General features: G+C 52.5%; 14 protein-coding genes and 5 tRNA genes. 16 read left to right on the plus strand and 3 right to left on the minus strand.

What is annotated here, in order from left to right:
- Positions 1-32 precede the first annotated feature (32 nt).
- The 3 genes from SHEW_RS02845 to rsgA are packed head-to-tail and all read right to left on the minus strand — an operon-like array spanning position 33 to position 2,891.
- Positions 33-923: a DMT family transporter gene (locus tag SHEW_RS02845; protein WP_011864362.1), complete on the minus strand. Its 891-nt coding sequence runs from the start codon at positions 921-923 to the stop codon at positions 33-35.
- A gap of 8 nt (positions 924-931) precedes the next feature.
- Entirely contained in the window at positions 932-1,792 is an 861-nt protein-coding gene (asd, locus tag SHEW_RS02850; protein ID WP_011864363.1) for an archaetidylserine decarboxylase, read from the minus strand.
- 43 nt (positions 1,793-1,835) lie between these two features.
- Positions 1,836-2,891 (minus strand): small ribosomal subunit biogenesis GTPase RsgA, encoded by a 1,056-nt coding sequence (rsgA, locus tag SHEW_RS02855; RefSeq protein WP_041406337.1) that lies wholly within the window; start codon positions 2,889-2,891, stop codon positions 1,836-1,838.
- 115 nt (positions 2,892-3,006) lie between these two features.
- Between rsgA and orn the strand changes: the two genes are divergently transcribed.
- From orn to hflC, 16 genes are all read left to right on the plus strand, one after another.
- Positions 3,007-3,552 carry an oligoribonuclease gene (gene orn / locus SHEW_RS02860; protein ID WP_011864365.1) on the plus strand — a complete coding sequence of 182 codons (546 nt, stop codon included), beginning with the start codon at positions 3,007-3,009 and terminating at the stop codon, positions 3,550-3,552.
- A 186-nt stretch (positions 3,553-3,738) separates the two neighbouring features.
- Positions 3,739-3,814, plus strand: a tRNA-Gly gene (locus SHEW_RS02865).
- Positions 3,815-3,859: 45 nt separating this feature from the next.
- Positions 3,860-3,935, plus strand: a tRNA-Gly gene (locus SHEW_RS02870).
- A gap of 7 nt (positions 3,936-3,942) precedes the next feature.
- A tRNA-Gly gene (locus SHEW_RS02875) sits at positions 3,943-4,018 on the plus strand.
- Between the two features lie 8 nt (positions 4,019-4,026).
- A tRNA-Gly gene (locus SHEW_RS02880) sits at positions 4,027-4,102 on the plus strand.
- Between the two features lie 39 nt (positions 4,103-4,141).
- Positions 4,142-4,248, plus strand: a tRNA-Gly gene (locus tag SHEW_RS20650).
- Between the two features lie 554 nt (positions 4,249-4,802).
- Positions 4,803-5,258 (plus strand): hypothetical protein, encoded by a 456-nt coding sequence (locus SHEW_RS02885; protein WP_011864366.1) that lies wholly within the window; start codon positions 4,803-4,805, stop codon positions 5,256-5,258.
- Positions 5,259-5,694: 436 nt separating this feature from the next.
- Positions 5,695-7,173, plus strand: a complete 1,479-nt coding sequence (locus SHEW_RS02890) for a bifunctional ADP-dependent NAD(P)H-hydrate dehydratase/NAD(P)H-hydrate epimerase (RefSeq protein WP_011864367.1) — start codon at positions 5,695-5,697, stop codon at positions 7,171-7,173.
- Positions 7,174-7,273: 100 nt separating this feature from the next.
- Positions 7,274-7,747, plus strand: a complete 474-nt coding sequence (gene tsaE, locus SHEW_RS02895; RefSeq protein WP_011864368.1) for a tRNA (adenosine(37)-N6)-threonylcarbamoyltransferase complex ATPase subunit type 1 TsaE — start codon at positions 7,274-7,276, stop codon at positions 7,745-7,747.
- A complete protein-coding gene (locus SHEW_RS02900) occupies positions 7,734-9,053 on the plus strand; it encodes an N-acetylmuramoyl-L-alanine amidase (protein ID WP_011864369.1) in 1,320 nt (439 codons plus the stop codon). Before tsaE ends, SHEW_RS02900 begins: the two co-directional genes overlap by 14 nt.
- A 9-nt stretch (positions 9,054-9,062) precedes the next feature.
- Positions 9,063-10,958: a DNA mismatch repair endonuclease MutL gene (gene mutL, locus SHEW_RS02905; RefSeq protein WP_011864370.1), complete on the plus strand. Its 1,896-nt coding sequence runs from the start codon at positions 9,063-9,065 to the stop codon at positions 10,956-10,958.
- Positions 10,951-11,877, plus strand: a complete 927-nt coding sequence (miaA, locus tag SHEW_RS02910; protein ID WP_011864371.1) for a tRNA (adenosine(37)-N6)-dimethylallyltransferase MiaA — start codon at positions 10,951-10,953, stop codon at positions 11,875-11,877. The genes mutL and miaA overlap by 8 nt, the downstream gene beginning before the upstream one ends.
- 92 nt (positions 11,878-11,969) lie before the next feature.
- Positions 11,970-12,248, plus strand: coding sequence for an RNA chaperone Hfq (gene hfq / locus SHEW_RS02915; protein ID WP_011864372.1), 279 nt, complete (start codon positions 11,970-11,972; stop codon positions 12,246-12,248).
- A 20-nt stretch (positions 12,249-12,268) separates the two neighbouring features.
- Positions 12,269-13,567, plus strand: coding sequence for a ribosome rescue GTPase HflX (gene hflX, locus SHEW_RS02920; RefSeq protein WP_011864373.1), 1,299 nt, complete (start codon positions 12,269-12,271; stop codon positions 13,565-13,567).
- A 43-nt stretch (positions 13,568-13,610) separates the two neighbouring features.
- On the plus strand, positions 13,611-14,753 hold the full coding sequence (gene hflK / locus SHEW_RS02925; protein ID WP_011864374.1) for an FtsH protease activity modulator HflK: 1,143 nt from the start codon (positions 13,611-13,613) through the stop codon (positions 14,751-14,753).
- A 2-nt stretch (positions 14,754-14,755) separates the two neighbouring features.
- The gene (hflC, locus tag SHEW_RS02930) at positions 14,756-15,634 is read left to right on the plus strand and encodes a protease modulator HflC (RefSeq protein ID WP_011864375.1); all 879 of its coding nucleotides are present in this window, start codon (positions 14,756-14,758) and stop codon (positions 15,632-15,634) included.
- Positions 15,635-15,861 lie beyond the last annotated feature (227 nt).

Here is a 15,861-nt window from a genome sequence, read left to right on the forward strand (position 1 = left end):
GTGGCGTTTCCTTTGCCTGCGACGAAAATGCCTTAGGATTTGGCCTTTTGGGCGCGGTTGGCCTTATGGCTCTTCTGGGTCTCATAGACGGCGGTGAAGACTACCAAGGCGCCACCAATCAGCGTCTTCATGGCGAGTCCCTCGCCCAGGATCAACAGGGCTAACAGGGCACCATAAAGGGGTTGCAGGCAGGAGACCAGGCTGACCGTCTTAGCGCTTAGCTGACGCAGCGCCGAGGTAAACAGGGCGTGGGGTGCGGCGGTAAAGACTATGCCTAAGAGGATCACCAACCACCAGACGTTGGCTTGGATGGCGCTTGGGTCGACCTCGAGCCAAGGCAGCAGGAACAGGGCGCTGACCCCTGTCTGGTAGTACATGGCTTGGGCGCCGCTGTAGCTGGCGAAGTAGCGCTTGTGCAGCAGGTTTCTGGCGGTGAACAGGGCCGCCGACAGAACGCCTATGATGATCCCTAGGGTGACATCGTTACCCAGATTGGCCTCTGGGATCAGCAGGCTGACGCCCAGCAGGACACAGATGCCGCTGATGATGTCGGCCAGCTCCAGGCGTTTGCCGGTAAAGAAAGGCTCCACCAGAACCGTCATCACGGGATAGGTAAAGAAGGCGATCATGCCGATGGCCACCGATGACAGCTGCATTGCGGCAAAGTAGGTGACCCAGTGCAGGCTGACGATAATGCCGAGCCCCAGGGCGATGCCGTAGTCTTTACCACGATTGAGCCTGAGGTGCTTGCCGCTGACCTTGACCAACAGAGCGAGGGCAAGGGCGGCGATGCAGCAGCGAAGTGCCGTGATATCCAGGGCACTGAGGGGAATCAGCTTGGAGAAAAGGGCCGTACCACCAAACAGGAGGACGGCCAGATGCAGTTCGATTAAGCCAGAGCGTTCGCTGCTACTTGTGTTCAAGATTTCCTCTAATCGATTTTGGCGAAGGCCTGACCCATGCGGGTAACGGCCTTAGGCTCGACGCCATCGGCAAAGTGTTCCAGCGCGTCTTTGGCAAATAGCATGACGACTGTGCTGCCCAGCTTGAAGCGTCCCATCTCCTCGCCCTTGTCCAAGGTGATCGCCTCTGGTCCCTCGGTTGGATAGTCCCAGGTGAAGACTTTCTTGCCTGTCGGCGGCGTGACTGTACCTGCCCAGACAGTTTCTATGCTGGCCACGATAGTGGCACCAACCAAGACCATGGCCATGGGGCCGATTTCGGTTTCGAAGATGGCCACCACGCGCTCGTTACGGGCAAACAGACCGGGCACATTCTCGGCCGTTAGTGGGTTAACCGAAAACAGCTCGCCAGGTACATAGGTCATCTTAGACAGGGTGCCCTTAATCGGCATGTGGATTCTATGGTAATCCTTAGGTGCCAGATAGATGGTGGCGAAGTCGCCGCCTTCGAAGCGCTTGGCATCATCGGCTTGATCGCCTAAAAGGGCAAGTGACGAATATTCATGTCCCTTGGCTTGAAAGATACGGCCTTCTTTGATCGGTCCGCATTGGCTGACGGCGCCATCGACCGGATGAACGATATAGTCGTCATCGTCACACAGGGGGCGGATACCGGGCTTCAGGGCGCGGGTGAAGAACTGGTTGAAGCTGGCGTAGGCTTCGGGTGCACTCTGTGCGGCCTCGCTCATGTCTATCTTATACTGCTTGATAAACCACTTAATTACGCTTGTCGTTACCGCGCCGAGTTCGGCGGCTGCCAGTTTACCCACGAGTCGCGAGAGCAGGTGTTTCGGCATTATGTATTGCAAGGCAATCTTCAATTTGTCCACTGTCTGTTTTCCTTCAAATCCAGTTTGGCTGTTCTTAATTTAGTTAGTCGTTATCGTTTTTGAAATGACGGGCGTGGCGCTGCTCGTCCAGGCTGTCGATAATTCTGTGGTAGTTCTGGTACCTGTCCTGGGCGATCTTGCCTTCCTCGAAGGCCTGGGTGATGGCGCAGCCAGGGTCATTCTTGTGTTTACAGTCTCTAAACTTGCAGGTGCCTAGGTAATCCCTGAATTCAACGAAGCACCAGCCGACACGCTCGGCAGGCAGGTGCCATAGGGCGAATTCACGCACACCGGGAGAGTCCACCAGATCGCCGCCGCTTGGGAAGTGTAGCAACTTGGCCGTGGTGGTGGTGTGTTGGCCAAGGCCCGAGGTTTCGGACACGTCGCCTGTAATGAGTTCGGCTTCCGGCAGCAGGGCGTTGATCAGCGATGACTTACCCACACCTGACTGACCGACAAACACGCTGACCTTGTCTTTTAATAGGGTCTTGATCGCCTCGACCCCTTCGCCAGACTTGCTGCTGACGCGATATACCTGATAGCCGATGGCCTGGTAGCGCTCCAGCGCGGCCTCGACGGCAGGAGCCTCTTCGTCGCTGAGTAGATCTATCTTGTTGAGTATGATGACCGGGGCTATGCCTGTGTCTTCGGCGGCCACCAGATAGCGGTCGATAATCTGAGTGGTAAAGCTAGGTACCACGGAAGAGACTATGAGTATCTGATCGATATTGGCGGCGATGATCTTGATGCCGTCGTAGAGATCCGGCCGCGACAGTGAGGAGTGTCTCGGATGAACGGCCTCGACCACGCCGGCTATGGTGGCTGTGGTTTCACTGGCTTGGCGCATGATCACCTTATCGCCGGTGACCAGGCTTTGAATATTTCGGCGAATGTTACAGCGAACCAGTTCACCGTTTTCCGTTTCGACATCAGCGTGTTGGCCGAAGCGAGAGATGACGGTGCCCAGCTGTTCTGGCCCCAGTGAGCTATCCTGTAACTCAATGGTTGTTTCTTTTGCGTCTTTGCGCTGCAGCCGTTTCTCATGATTGGCGCGCATGCGGCGGCGTTGGCCTTGGCTTAGGGGTTTCTTTTTACTCACAGTGTCGTCATCGTCAAAATAAGGTTATTTTGTGTCTTCTAAAAAAGCAGTATGATACACGGTCTTAAATAAAAAAGCCTGAATTTAGGCAAACACGCATTGATAAGGCAGATATATGGCTGCAGATGAAACAAATCTGATCTGGGTAGATCTGGAGATGACGGGACTAGAGCCCGAGGTCGACAGAATCATTGAGATAGCTACGATTGTGACCGACAAGGAGTTAAACATCTTGGCGGAAGGGCCAGTGATTGCCATCCATCAGAGTGAAGATGTGCTTGCGGCGATGGATGACTGGAACCAGAAGCATCACGGCGAGTCGGGTCTGATCGACAGAGTCAGGGCGAGTGATTTTAGCGAGCAAGATGCCATCGAGCAGACGATTGCCTTCTTATCTGAGCATGTACCTGCCGGTGTATCGCCAATGTGCGGCAACAGCATAGGTCAGGACAGACGTTTCTTGAATCGTTACATGCCGACTTTGGAAGATTATTTCCACTACCGCAACATAGATGTCAGTTCTGTCAAAGAGTTAGTGCGTCGCTGGAGGCCAGAGGTGATGGACGGTTTTAAGAAGCAGGGCACACATCAGGCACTGGTTGATATCCAGGAATCGATCGCCGAACTCCGATATTATCGTGAGAAAGTATTTAAAATTTGACCAAACGGTAGAAAATTTTAAATTAGGGGGTTGCAGAGGGGCGAAATTCTCCTATAATGCGGCCTCAACTTTTTACTGGCGTGTTCGCTGGTAAAGATTGAAATGCGACATTAGCTCAGTTGATAAAAGGTGAAAGACGATACCTTTTGTTGATAATGACAGTTAATTTAGCTCGAAAAAATTTATGCGACATTAGCTCAGTTGGTAGAGCGATACCTTGCCAAGGTATAGGTCATCGGTTCGAACCCGATATGTCGCTCCAAATTACAAAAGTTTGGCTACACCAATATCCAGACTCACAGATTTTGCGACATTAGCTCAGTTGGTAGAGCGATACCTTGCCAAGGTATAGGTCATCGGTTCGAACCCGATATGTCGCTCCAAAATTATGCGACATTAGCTCAGTTGGTAGAGCGATACCTTGCCAAGGTATAGGTCATCGGTTCGAACCCGATATGTCGCTCCAAAATTTATGCGACATTAGCTCAGTTGGTAGAGCGATACCTTGCCAAGGTATAGGTCATCGGTTCGAACCCGATATGTCGCTCCAAATTTTCTCCCGCTAGTACCAATCATCTAATTCGGCCTTGCGACATTAGCTCAGTTGACTCTTTGTATAGAGCAAAAGGGCGATACCTTGCCAAGGTATAGGTCAAGTTTTTAGATTTACCGATTCGAATCCGATATGTCGCTCCAAATTTTCTCCCGCTAGCACCAATCATCTAATTCGGCCTTGCGACATTAGCTCAGTTGACTCTTTGTATGGAGCAAAAGGGCGATACCTTGCCAAGTCTTAGATCGAGAAGACATAGGTCGAGTTTTTAGATTTACCGATTCGAACCCGATATGTCGCTGCAAATTTTCTCCCGCTAGTTTCAGCTTCCAGTTTTCCTTTGTTTGTACCCTGAGAGTCATCTAGTCGTCTGTTTTTTTGCTGTAATCGATTCCGCGCCATGGTTTTACTTTGGTGAATTTTTATTCATTTTAGGACGATTATTTTAGTGAGTCGTTCATCGTCTGTTTTGTCCATAAAGCCCTTAAGCTAGCGATTATTGGCCCTTTATCGGCGTGAAGATCACAAAAATGCCATTTGCGTGATGTGAGATAAAATTCTTTAAGCTTGTCTAATGTAGCGACTTCAGAAGTGCGCAAACTATGACATTGTTCAAAAAAAACTGTGCTAATTACTCCCATAATGAAATTAAATCAGTATTAACGCCTAAAACTTGGCATCGATTGGAGAAGGAAAGATGAGATTTCAACAACTTAATGAACAGTTGGCATATGTCTCTAAGTGTCGCTTGGAAATGGCCCGTTTATATGCGCGTTTGCACAGTGCGGTAGACTCGTCTCGCGTGAAATTGATGCTGGAGTATTTGCAACAACATGAGAAAGAAGTTTCTCAGAAGATCGATGACTACATCGAAGAGGCGCCACGCCGTCTGCTGGAACTCTGGTACAACGATATCGTGTTTGAAGACTTCATCAAACGCTGCCAGGAGGTGATTCCTGCGGCCAACATGAACGAAGATGATCTGTTGGAGCTGCACCTGGATCTCGACAACCGTCTGATCGGCTTATTTGAGAAGACGGCGGAATCCTCTGTACCGGGTGATGTGAAGAACGCACTCAACGATCTGGTGCGTGTCGAGAAGATCCAGCAGCAACGTCTGGTGCACAGCAGCCTGAGAATGGAAGACATATAATCTGAGCTCATTTAAGTTGAGCTTTCTAGCCGGTTGCTAGTGAGAAACTTAATAAAAAGGCGCCTTGGGCGCCTTTTTTCATTTATGCCGAGACAATTGCAAGCAGGCATTTATAGCTAATTATTTTTCATTGCTTTTTTCTTCTTACGTTAGAGCAAAATTATCACTTTCTTGCATCTATATCGCGATTTCTGGCGCATCTAGCTCAGTAATTTGACTGACTGATTAGCGAGTTCAATTCAGTTTGATGAAATGTTTTGTTATCGCCTCGTTGGCCTTTTTGTCGCTGAGGCGGTGGATTTATTGTGCCAGATCAAACTTCTTACATTCTCTGGCGTTTAAGCGGAATCTATTGGCGATTAAAAACTCAAATATCGAATATGCTTAGGCATAGGGTAACCCGCCCCGGTGATGAGTCTTGTTAAGGAGAATCCAGATGTTGTTTAGTGACGGGCAGCTACCATCGGCCTTATATACGGCGCAGATGATTCGTGATGCCGAAGCGCGCTTGATCGCGTCCGGTGAGGCTAACTTGTGCCAATTGATCGACAGCGCCGGACAGTCGGCCTTCGAGTTGCTGCAACGAGAGGGTAAGCTCAATAGTAAAATTCTGGTGTTGGCGGGTTATGGCAACAATGGCGCCGATGCCTATATCTGCGCCACCCTGCTGCTCGAATCTGGCTGTGATGTCGCCCTCTATGCGGTGGAGCGTTCTGAGGCGGGCGAGGGGATCAGCTACGCCAAGGCGGCCTTTCTCGCCGCGGGCGGGCATCAGTTATCTGACTATGAAGAGGCGCTCAAGGAGGCCGAGGTCGTCGTCGATGGCCTGCTAGGCACGGGTGTCAAGGGTGAGCTACGTGCCCCCTTTGCCGAGATGATAGTGGCGATCAATCGTTATTCTCCCTGGATCTTATCCTTAGATGTGCCATCGGGTATCGATGTGGATACCGGCGCCGGTCAGCTAGCGGTAAAGGCCGATGTGACCTTGACCTTCGGCGCGCCGAAACAGGGACTGATCACGGGTAAGGCCAGGGACTGTGTTGGCAGGCTCTGGTTTGCCGATATCGGTCTGCAGGAGTATCTGCCAGAGTCTAAGGTGCTTAACATTGCCCACAGGCTGACGGACCTCGGATTGCCTGCCAGGGCGCAGAACAGCCACAAGGGGGCCTGCGGTAAGGTGACCGTTATCGGCGGCGATATCGGCATGGCCGGGGCACCACGTCTGGCTGCCGAGAGCTGTCTGCGGGCGGGCGCCGGACTGGTGGCGGTGATTTCAAGACCCGAGCATTTGACCGTGGTGAACTCGGGGCGACCGGAAATTATGTTCTGGGGCTGCGAGCTGGTGGATATGGAAGTGTATCAACGCTTGGGCTGGGCGGATATTCTGCTGATTGGTCCAGGACTGGGTAAACACGACTGGGGCTACAACCTGCTTAAGGCGACAGGGCTGAGCGACAAGTCCTGTGTGATGGACGCCGATGCACTTAATCTGCTGGCGCTCGAGCCTTCACGCCAGAGTAATTGGGTGTTGACCCCTCACAGCGGTGAGGCCGCCAGGTTGTTGGGGATTAGCATCGCCGAGGTGGAGGCGGATCGCTTCGCCGCCGTCTATGCCTTGCAGGCTAAATATGGCGGCGTGGTGGTGCTCAAGGGCGCAGGCACACTTATCTATGACGGTAAGGTGTGTCATGTGGCGCCGGTGGGAAATCCTGGTCTCGCCAGCGGCGGCAGCGGTGATGTCCTAGGTGGCATCATAGCGGCCTTGATGGCCCAGGGAATGGCTAAGATGGAGGCGGCGAGCGCCGGAGTGGTGGTTCATGGGGCCGCAGCGGATCTGGCCGCGAAAGATGGCGAGCGAGGCATGCTTGCCTGCGATCTGTTTGCTCACATACGCGCCCTGGTCGATAAGATTTAGCCTCAGCATTAAAATACAGTAATGTCTGTTTAGATAAACGCCGGTTTAGGTTAAAGTATCTGGCTCAAAAAAGGATTGTCCTTAATTAGCGATAGATACGATGACACCAGTAAAAGTTTATCTTGAAAATGAAGCAGAAACCGTTAGCTTAGGTCAAAGGCTAGCCAGTGCGATCAAGCCGCCATTGACCCTCTATTTGAGTGGTGAACTGGGGGCGGGTAAAACAACCTTTAGTCGTGGCCTCATTCAGAGCCTGGGACATAAGGGGGCGGTGAAGAGTCCGACCTACACGCTGGTTGAGCCCTATGAGCTAGGTGATATTGATGTGTATCATTTTGATCTATATAGACTAAGTGATCCAGAAGAGCTCGAGTTTATGGGGATTCGAGACTACTTTACCGAGTCGAGCCTGTGTATTGTCGAGTGGCCCGATAAGGGCGTCGGCCTACTGCCCGAGGCGGATCTGGCGATCCATATTCAGTATCATCAACAGGGCCGAGAGGTCATGCTGACGGCGCACTCGCGCGCCGGAGAGATTTTGTTAGATAGTTTACATAATAATGATAAGAACTGAGTCACTAATAAAACGCCTATTATTGATAGTCTTGCTATGCATTCCTTCCGTTGCCTATAGCGCAAATAAACTGGAAGGCGTGCGTATCTGGGCGGCGCCAGAATCCACGCGGGTGGTGTTTGACCTGCGCGAGCCGCCAAAATATTCCCACTTCACCCTCACCAGTCCCTACCGTTTGGTGGTGGATCTGACGACCACGGCTACCGGGCTGGATCTCAATAAGATCGAGAACAACAGTAAGCTGGTTAAGCGGGTGCGTATCAGCAAGCCGCCCAAGAAGGGCACCCTTAGGCTAGTGATCGATCTGGTTAAGCCTGCCAAGGCTAACCTCTTTGCCCTGTCGCCCACGGCGCCTTACGGCAATCGGCTGGTGGTGGATCTTGAAGGGGGCAACCAGAGTCCTAAGACGGTAAAGGTCGAGCCTGAGCAGAAGCTTAGGGATATCATAGTGGCCATCGATGCCGGCCATGGCGGCGACGATCCCGGCTCCATCGGCCCCTCTGGCATCTATGAGAAGAAGGTGGCGCTGCAGATAGCCAAGAAGGTGGAGGCCAAGATCAACGCCACGCCGGGCATGCGCGCCATCATGACACGTTCCGGTGACTACTTTGTCAATCTGAACAAACGCTCGGAGATCGCCCGCAACAGCAAGGCCGACCTGCTGGTGTCGATTCACGCCGACGCCTTTACCTCACCGCAACCACAAGGAGCCTCTGTGTGGGTGCTGTCGATGCGCCGCGCCAACAGTGAGATTGGTCGTTGGTTAGAGCAGAAAGAGAAGCACTCAGAGCTGCTGGGCGGTGCCGGTGAGATTATCCAGAATGCGGATAACGAGCAGTATCTGGCCATGACCCTGCTGGATATGTCGATGGACAGATCCATGGCGATTAGCCATAACATCGCCGGAGATGTGCTGGCTAATCTGGGCAAGGTGACTCGCCTGCACAAGCACAAGCCTGAGGCGGCCAGCCTGGCGGTACTCAAGTCGCCGGATATTCCCTCTATCCTGGTGGAGACAGGCTTTATCTCGAACCACAAAGAGGAGCGCCTGTTGACCCAGAGGGATCACCAGAACAATATCGCCAACGCCGTCCACAAAGGCGTGGTGCGCTATTTCGAGAATAATCCTCCGGCCAATACCATGATGGCCAGTAAGAGCGGCATCAAACACAAGGTGACCGCAGGTGAGTCACTGTCTGTGATCGCCCACCGTTACCAGGTGTCGGTCGATAGCATCAAGAAGGCCAACAAGCTCAAGTCTAATACCCTCTACATCGGTCAGAAGCTGATCATTCCCCGGGCCTAAGGAGCCAAGATGACCATACGTATTTTGCCTCCTCAACTGGCTAACCAGATTGCCGCCGGGGAGGTGGTAGAGCGTCCTGCCTCTGTGATCAAGGAGTTAGTAGAGAACAGCCTGGATGCCGGTGCGACCCGGGTCGATATCGAAATAGACAAGGGCGGCAGCAAGCTGATTAAGATCACCGACAACGGCTCAGGCATTCCCAAGGAGGAGCTGAGTCTGGCACTGTCCCGTCATGCCACCTCTAAGCTGGCCTCGTTAGACGACCTCGATGCCATCTTAAGCTTTGGCTTTCGCGGCGAGGCGCTGGCCAGTATCAGTTCGGTATCCCGCTTGACGTTAACCTCCCGCACCCAGGAGCAGAGCGAGGCCTGGCAGGCCTATGCCGAGGGCTCCGAGATGGCGGTTCGGGTGATCCCGGCGGCGCACCCTGTCGGTTCGACGGTGGAGGCGGCGGATCTCTTCTTCAATACCCCGGCCAGACGTCGATTCTTAAAGAGCGATAAGACAGAATTTACCCATATCGATGAGTGGCTTAAACGTATCGCTCTGGTGCGCAGCGAGATCCATTTTACCCTTAAGCACAACGGCAAGCAGGTGCGTAATTACCGCCCGGCCAAGACAGAGGCGCAGTATCTGCAGCGCCTGGCGCAGGTCAGCGGCAAGGCCTTCGCCGACAATGCCCTCAGGGTAGATTGTAACCATAATGGTCTTAGCCTCAGCGGCTACATTCAGTCGCCATTTAGCGAGATGGCGGTTGGCGATACTCAATATTTCTATGTAAACGGCCGCCTAGTGCGTGATCGCCTGGTCAATCATGCGGTGCGTCAGGCCTTTGCCCAGCAGCTGCAGGGGGAGCAGGTCGCCTTCGTGCTCATGCTGAACCTGGATCCCCATCAGGTGGATGTCAACGTGCATCCGGCCAAGCATGAGGTGCGCTTCCACGAGAGCCGATATGTGCATGACTTTATCCTGCAGGCGCTGGAATCGGCACTGCGTCAGTCGAGCGAGTTAGCCTTCGAGGCAGCACTCGACACTCAGGTAACTGACCAGAATAGATCCGCCTCCTATATTCGTCCGCTACAGACTCAGCAAAGTGACACAGGCTCTAATCAGATTGCCCATGGCGATACCGAAGAAAACGCCTTATGGCTTGCGAATGAACGCCCAGCCTATGGCGAGCGCGAAGCCAGTCGCCAAGCAGGTGGCCAGAGAGTGCAAGAGACCCAGATGAGCAGCTATGGTAGCGGCCAGTCTGGCGGGCGAGGGCGCAGCTATGCCAGTACCGAGCTTCCTAGCCAGGCGGCAGTCGATAGTTATGCCCAGTTGATGACCACGCCAGGCGTGTCGAGTCAGGCAAACCAAGCAGATGACAGCCATCTTCCGCCCATGCCTCAGGTGCTCGACGGTCAATATTGGCTCTTAGTCAGGGGTAGTGAGCTGGCGCTATTGAGCCTTAGCTGTGCGGCGCGCGAAGTGACCCGCCGCGAGATTGAAGCCAAGCTGGATGCGGGGCTGATTGGTCAGCCGCTGTTGATGCCTGTGTCGGTCAAGGTGGATGAAGATTGGCAGCAAACCTTGGTCGAAAGAGAGCTTTTGGTTAGAAAATTGGGTTTAGAGCTAACTATTCGCCTCGGCCAGTTGATAATTAAAAAAGTGCCCCCATATCTAAGGCAGAGTCAGCTGGCGAGCGTGATCCCTGAGTTTCTCCAGTGGATTCGCTTCGAAGAGCCGACAACGGAAGCCCTGGTTAACTGGTTGGTGAACCAGTCGGGTGAACAGTTTAATTCGGCGAGCCGACTCTGGGCCGGCCTCATGGGGTTACCCGAGTCGCAGCAGCAAGAAATTTTATCTTTGGCCAAGGTGATGCCTTGGCAAACATGGTTAGGTGAGCAAACGAGTGAATAGCGAGAGTCAGCCGACAATTATCACCCTGATGGGGCCGACGGCGTCGGGTAAGACAGCGCTCGCGATGGCATTGGCCGAGCAGCATAACTGCGAGATCATCTCGGTCGACTCGGCGCTCATCTATCGGGACATGGATATTGGCAGCGCCAAACCGACCCAGGAAGAGCTAAGCCGCGCGCCGCACCGTTTGATCGATATTCGCGATCCCAGTGAGAGCTATTCGGCGGCGGATTTTCGCAGCGATGCTATTGCCAATATCGAAGCGATCCTCGCTGCGGGCAAGACGCCTCTGTTGGTGGGCGGTACCATGCTCTACTTTAAGGCGCTACTCGAAGGCCTGTCGCCATTGCCATCGGCAGATGAGGCGATTCGGGCCGAGATAGCCAAAGAGGTCGAAGCCAAAGGCTGGCAGGCGCTACATGACGAGCTGCGTCAGATTGACCCTGTATCGGCTGATCGGATCCACCCTAACGATCCCCAGCGTCTGTCGCGGGCGATCGAGGTGTACCGGATTAGCGGCAAGAGTCTGACCGAGTTGACCCAGGTGAAGGCCGAAGCCTTGCCCTATAAGGTGGTGCAATTTGGCATAGCGCCGAAAGATCGCAAAGTGCTACACCTTGCTATAGCAGAAAGATTCAAATTGATGTTAAATCAAGGTTTCGTCGAAGAGGTGCAGCGGCTCAAGGCGCGAGCGGATCTGCATCTAGACCTACCTTCGATGAGATGTGTCGGATATCGCCAGGTGTGGCAGTATCTCGATGGGGAATATGACTATGATACTATGGTCGAAAAATCCATAGTTGCGACTAGGCAATTGGCCAAGCGTCAATTAACATGGTTGCGAGGATGGGCTGATCTAAATTGGCTGGAGAGTGGGGATGAATCTAATCTGGCGCGACTATTAGAGCATTGTCGCTAGCTAATTCATTCACTCTATATAATACTAAAACCAAACCAGAAATTGATGCTGTATTAGGTTTTAATTAATTTTAATAAAAAGGAAATTACATAATGGCAAAGGGGCAATCTTTACAAGACCCATTTTTGAACGCATTACGACGTGAACGCGTTCCGGTATCTATCTACCTAGTTAACGGTATCAAGCTTCAGGGACAAGTTGAGTCATTCGATCAGTTTGTTATTTTATTGAAGAACACTGTCAGCCAGATGGTTTATAAGCACGCTATCTCTACCGTGGTGCCTGCGCGTCCATTTAACGTGAGCAGCCATCACAATACGCCTAACCAGGCGGCGGGTTACAATGCATCACATGACGATAGCGCTGAGTAATTTCCTGAGGAGTTCGATTTTTGTTTGAACGCTATGAGGCGGGAGAAGCTGCAGTACTTGTCCATATCGACTTTTCAGATGAAGACAGTAGGGAAGATATTACCGAACTTCGTTTATTGGTCGAATCGGCAGGCGCTGAAACCGTTGGCGTGATCACGGGAAGTCGTCGTTCTCCAGATAGAAAGTATTTTGTTGGTACAGGTAAAGCGGAAGAGTTGGCAGCCATGGTTGCCGCCACTGACGCCAATGTGGTGATTTTTAACCACGCCTTGAGTCCTGCACAAGAGCGTAATCTTGAGCTGATCTGTCAGTGTCGGGTCTTAGACCGTACGACGCTGATTTTGGATATTTTTGCTCAGCGCGCCAGGACCTATGAGGGTAAGTTGCAGGTGGAGCTAGCGCAATTGCGCCACATGTCGACGCGCCTGATTCGTGGTTGGACTCACCTTGAACGGCAAAAAGGTGGTATCGGCCTGCGGGGACCGGGTGAAACCCAGCTGGAAACCGACAGACGTCTGCTGCGTGGTCGCATTAAGACCATCAACAAGCGGCTGGAAAAGGTCGATAAACAGCGTGAACAGAGTCGCCGGGCGAGGCAGCGAAGCGAGCTCGCCACCGTGTCTTTGGTGGGTTACACCAATGCCGGTAAGTCGACCCTATTTAACGCCTTGACCGTCTCCGAGGTCTATGCCGCCGACCAGCTGTTTGCGACACTCGATCCGACCCTGCGTAAGTTAGACTTACAAGACGGTTCGGTCATTTTGGCCGATACGGTCGGTTTCATCAGACACCTTCCCCATGATCTCGTGGCGGCGTTTAAGGCCACCCTGCAGGAAACCCGCGAAGCGGATCTTCTGCTGCATGTGGTCGACAGTGCTGATGAAAACATGGGCGACAATTTTGAACAGGTACAGCTGGTACTCAAAGAGATTGGCGCCGAAGAGATTCCACAGTTGATCGTCTGTAACAAGATAGATCTGTTGGAAGATGTGGGACCTAAGATCGACTATGACGGCGATGGGGTCCCTATACGTGTTTGGGTTTCGGCCCAGCAGAGTCTAGGCTTGGATTTGCTCGAAAAGGCCATCAACCAGTTGGTTGGACGGGCCATATTGGAGCTTACCTTGCGAATTCCGGCGACGGCCGGGCATTATCTTGGTCAGTTTTATCGACTGGATGTGATACAGCAGAAAGAGTATGACGATCTGGGGAACTGTATCTTGTCTGTTCGTTTGTTGGAGGCCGACTGGCACCGATTAGCGAAGCAGAGCCAAGGGGAGTTGGAAACCTTTATTGTTGAAACCGCAGCAATAGAGTAGTTTTTAGTAATCTCGTTTATTTCATACACCTATGGAGTGCTAAATGGCTTGGAACGAGCCCGGTAACAAGGGTCAAGACCCTTGGGGAAACAAGAACGGCAATGACAAGGGGCCGCCAGATCTCGACGAAGTATTTAAGAATATTTCGAAGCGTTTTGGGGGTAAAGGAAATGGCGCTGGCGGTGGATTCAGCGCGCTAGGTTTTATCATTGTATTAGGCATCGCCGTTGTCGTATGGGGCCTGTCAGGTTTCTATACGGTGAAAGAAGCCGAAAAGGGTGTGGCGCTACGCTTTGGCAAGTATATTGGCCAAGTGGAGCCGGGCCTACAGTGGAAGGCGACCTTCATCGATGAAGTCTTCCCAGTGAACGTGAGCAACGTTCGCTCAATTCCAGCCTCGGGCAGCATGCTCACCGCCGACGAGAACGTCGTCCTGGTGGAGCTGGATGTACAGTATATTGTGGTCGATGCCTATCGCTACCTGTTTAGCGCGGTCGATGCCAATTCGAGCCTACGTGAGGCTACCGATAGCGCGCTGCGTTATGTGGTGGGCCACAACAAGATGGACGATATCCTGACCACAGGTCGTGATCAGATCCGTCGTGACACCTGGGAAGAGGTCGAGCGCATCATCAAGCCTTATAACCTGGGCATAGAGATCCGCGACGTGAACTTCTTGCCGGCCCGTCCGCCGGAAGAGGTGAAAGACGCCTTTGATGACGCTATCGCCGCACAGGAAGATGAGCAACGTTTCATTCGTGAAGCCGAAGCCTATTCTCGTGAAGTCGAGCCTAAGGCTCGCGGTACGGTGCAGCGCATGGAGCAGCAGGCGAACGCCTATAAAGAGCGTGAGATCCTAGAGGCTCGCGGTAAGGTGGCTCGCTTCGAGAAGCTGTTGCCTGAATATAAGGCGGCGCCGGAAGTGACGCGTGCTCGTCTCTACATAGATGCCATGTCTAATGTCCTCTCGGGTACCAACAAGGTGCTGGTGGATTCGAAGGCGGGCAACAACATGATGTATCTGCCACTGGATAAGTTAATGGAGCAGCGTCCACAGACCAAGACCAGCAAGCCTGTCGAGGCAGACTCGGTCAATGACTCAGTTAACAGCATAGTAAATAGTGTTGGCATGCCGTTAGATGGAAGGCCTTCTCGTAGCGACCGCACTCGCCAGGGGAGAAACTAATCATGGGTAGATTATCTGTTATTATTGCGGCCATCTTAGTCGCTATGGGTCTATCGTCCCTGATGGTGGTCAACGAGGGTGAACGCGCTATCGTGTCGCGCTTTGGTAAGATCATCAAAGATGAGGGGGTAACCCGCATCTATAAGCCGGGTCTGCATATCAAGCTGCCGGTGATCGATAAGATCAAGTATCTCGACTCTCGCATCCAGACCATGGATGGCGCGGCGGATCGTTTCGTCACCTCAGAGAAGAAAGACTTGATGGTCGACTCTTACGTGAAGTGGCGCATCAAAGATCACGAGAAGTACTATCTCGCGACCAATGGTGGTAATAAGGTTCAGGCGGAGTCTCTGCTTCAGCGTAAGATCAACAACGACCTGCGTACCGAGTTTGGTCGTCGTACCATTAAGGATATCGTCTCTGGTAGCCGCGATGAGCTGCAGCAAGATGCGCTTCGAAATGCCTCTGATAGCGCCCAGGATCTGGGTATCGAGGTGGTCGACGTGCGTGTTAAGCAGATCAACCTGCCTGCCAACGTGAGCTCTAGCATCTACCAGCGTATGCGCGCCGAGCGTACCGCTGTGGCGAAAGAGCACCGCGCTCAGGGTAAGGAGCAGTCTGAGATCATTCGTGCCAAGACAGACGCCAGCGTGACCATTCAGATCGCAGAAGCCGAACGTAAGGCGTTGCAGGTGCGTGGTGAGGGGGATGCCATCGCAGCTAAGATCTACGCCGATGCTTATAAGAAGGACCCTGAGTTCTTCTCTTTCCTGCGTAGTCTTGAGGCTTATCAGGCGAGTTTCGGTAACGGTTCTAACGTTATGGTGCTCGAGCCGGAAGGTGATTTCTTCAAGTATATGAAGAGCGCCGACGCGAAATAGTTCTCATTGAGGATTATTGAGATTAAAGCCCGACGAGTTCGGGCTTTTTTATCGCTTATTTCTGCAAGTTACTAATTTAGTTTTGATTGTTATTCTCGTTTACCATTTTATCAGGTAAAATCCTGACAGTTTTATCCCGCTCTTGCTGCACATTTTCTTCTAGAATGAGCAATTTCCTAACATAGTTAACTTTGTGCTTTGTTTTACTATGATCTGCTTCTAATTTT

Source organism: Shewanella loihica PV-4, from assembly GCF_000016065.1.
In the GTDB taxonomy this organism is placed as follows: Bacteria; Pseudomonadota; Gammaproteobacteria; order Enterobacterales; family Shewanellaceae; genus Shewanella; species Shewanella loihica.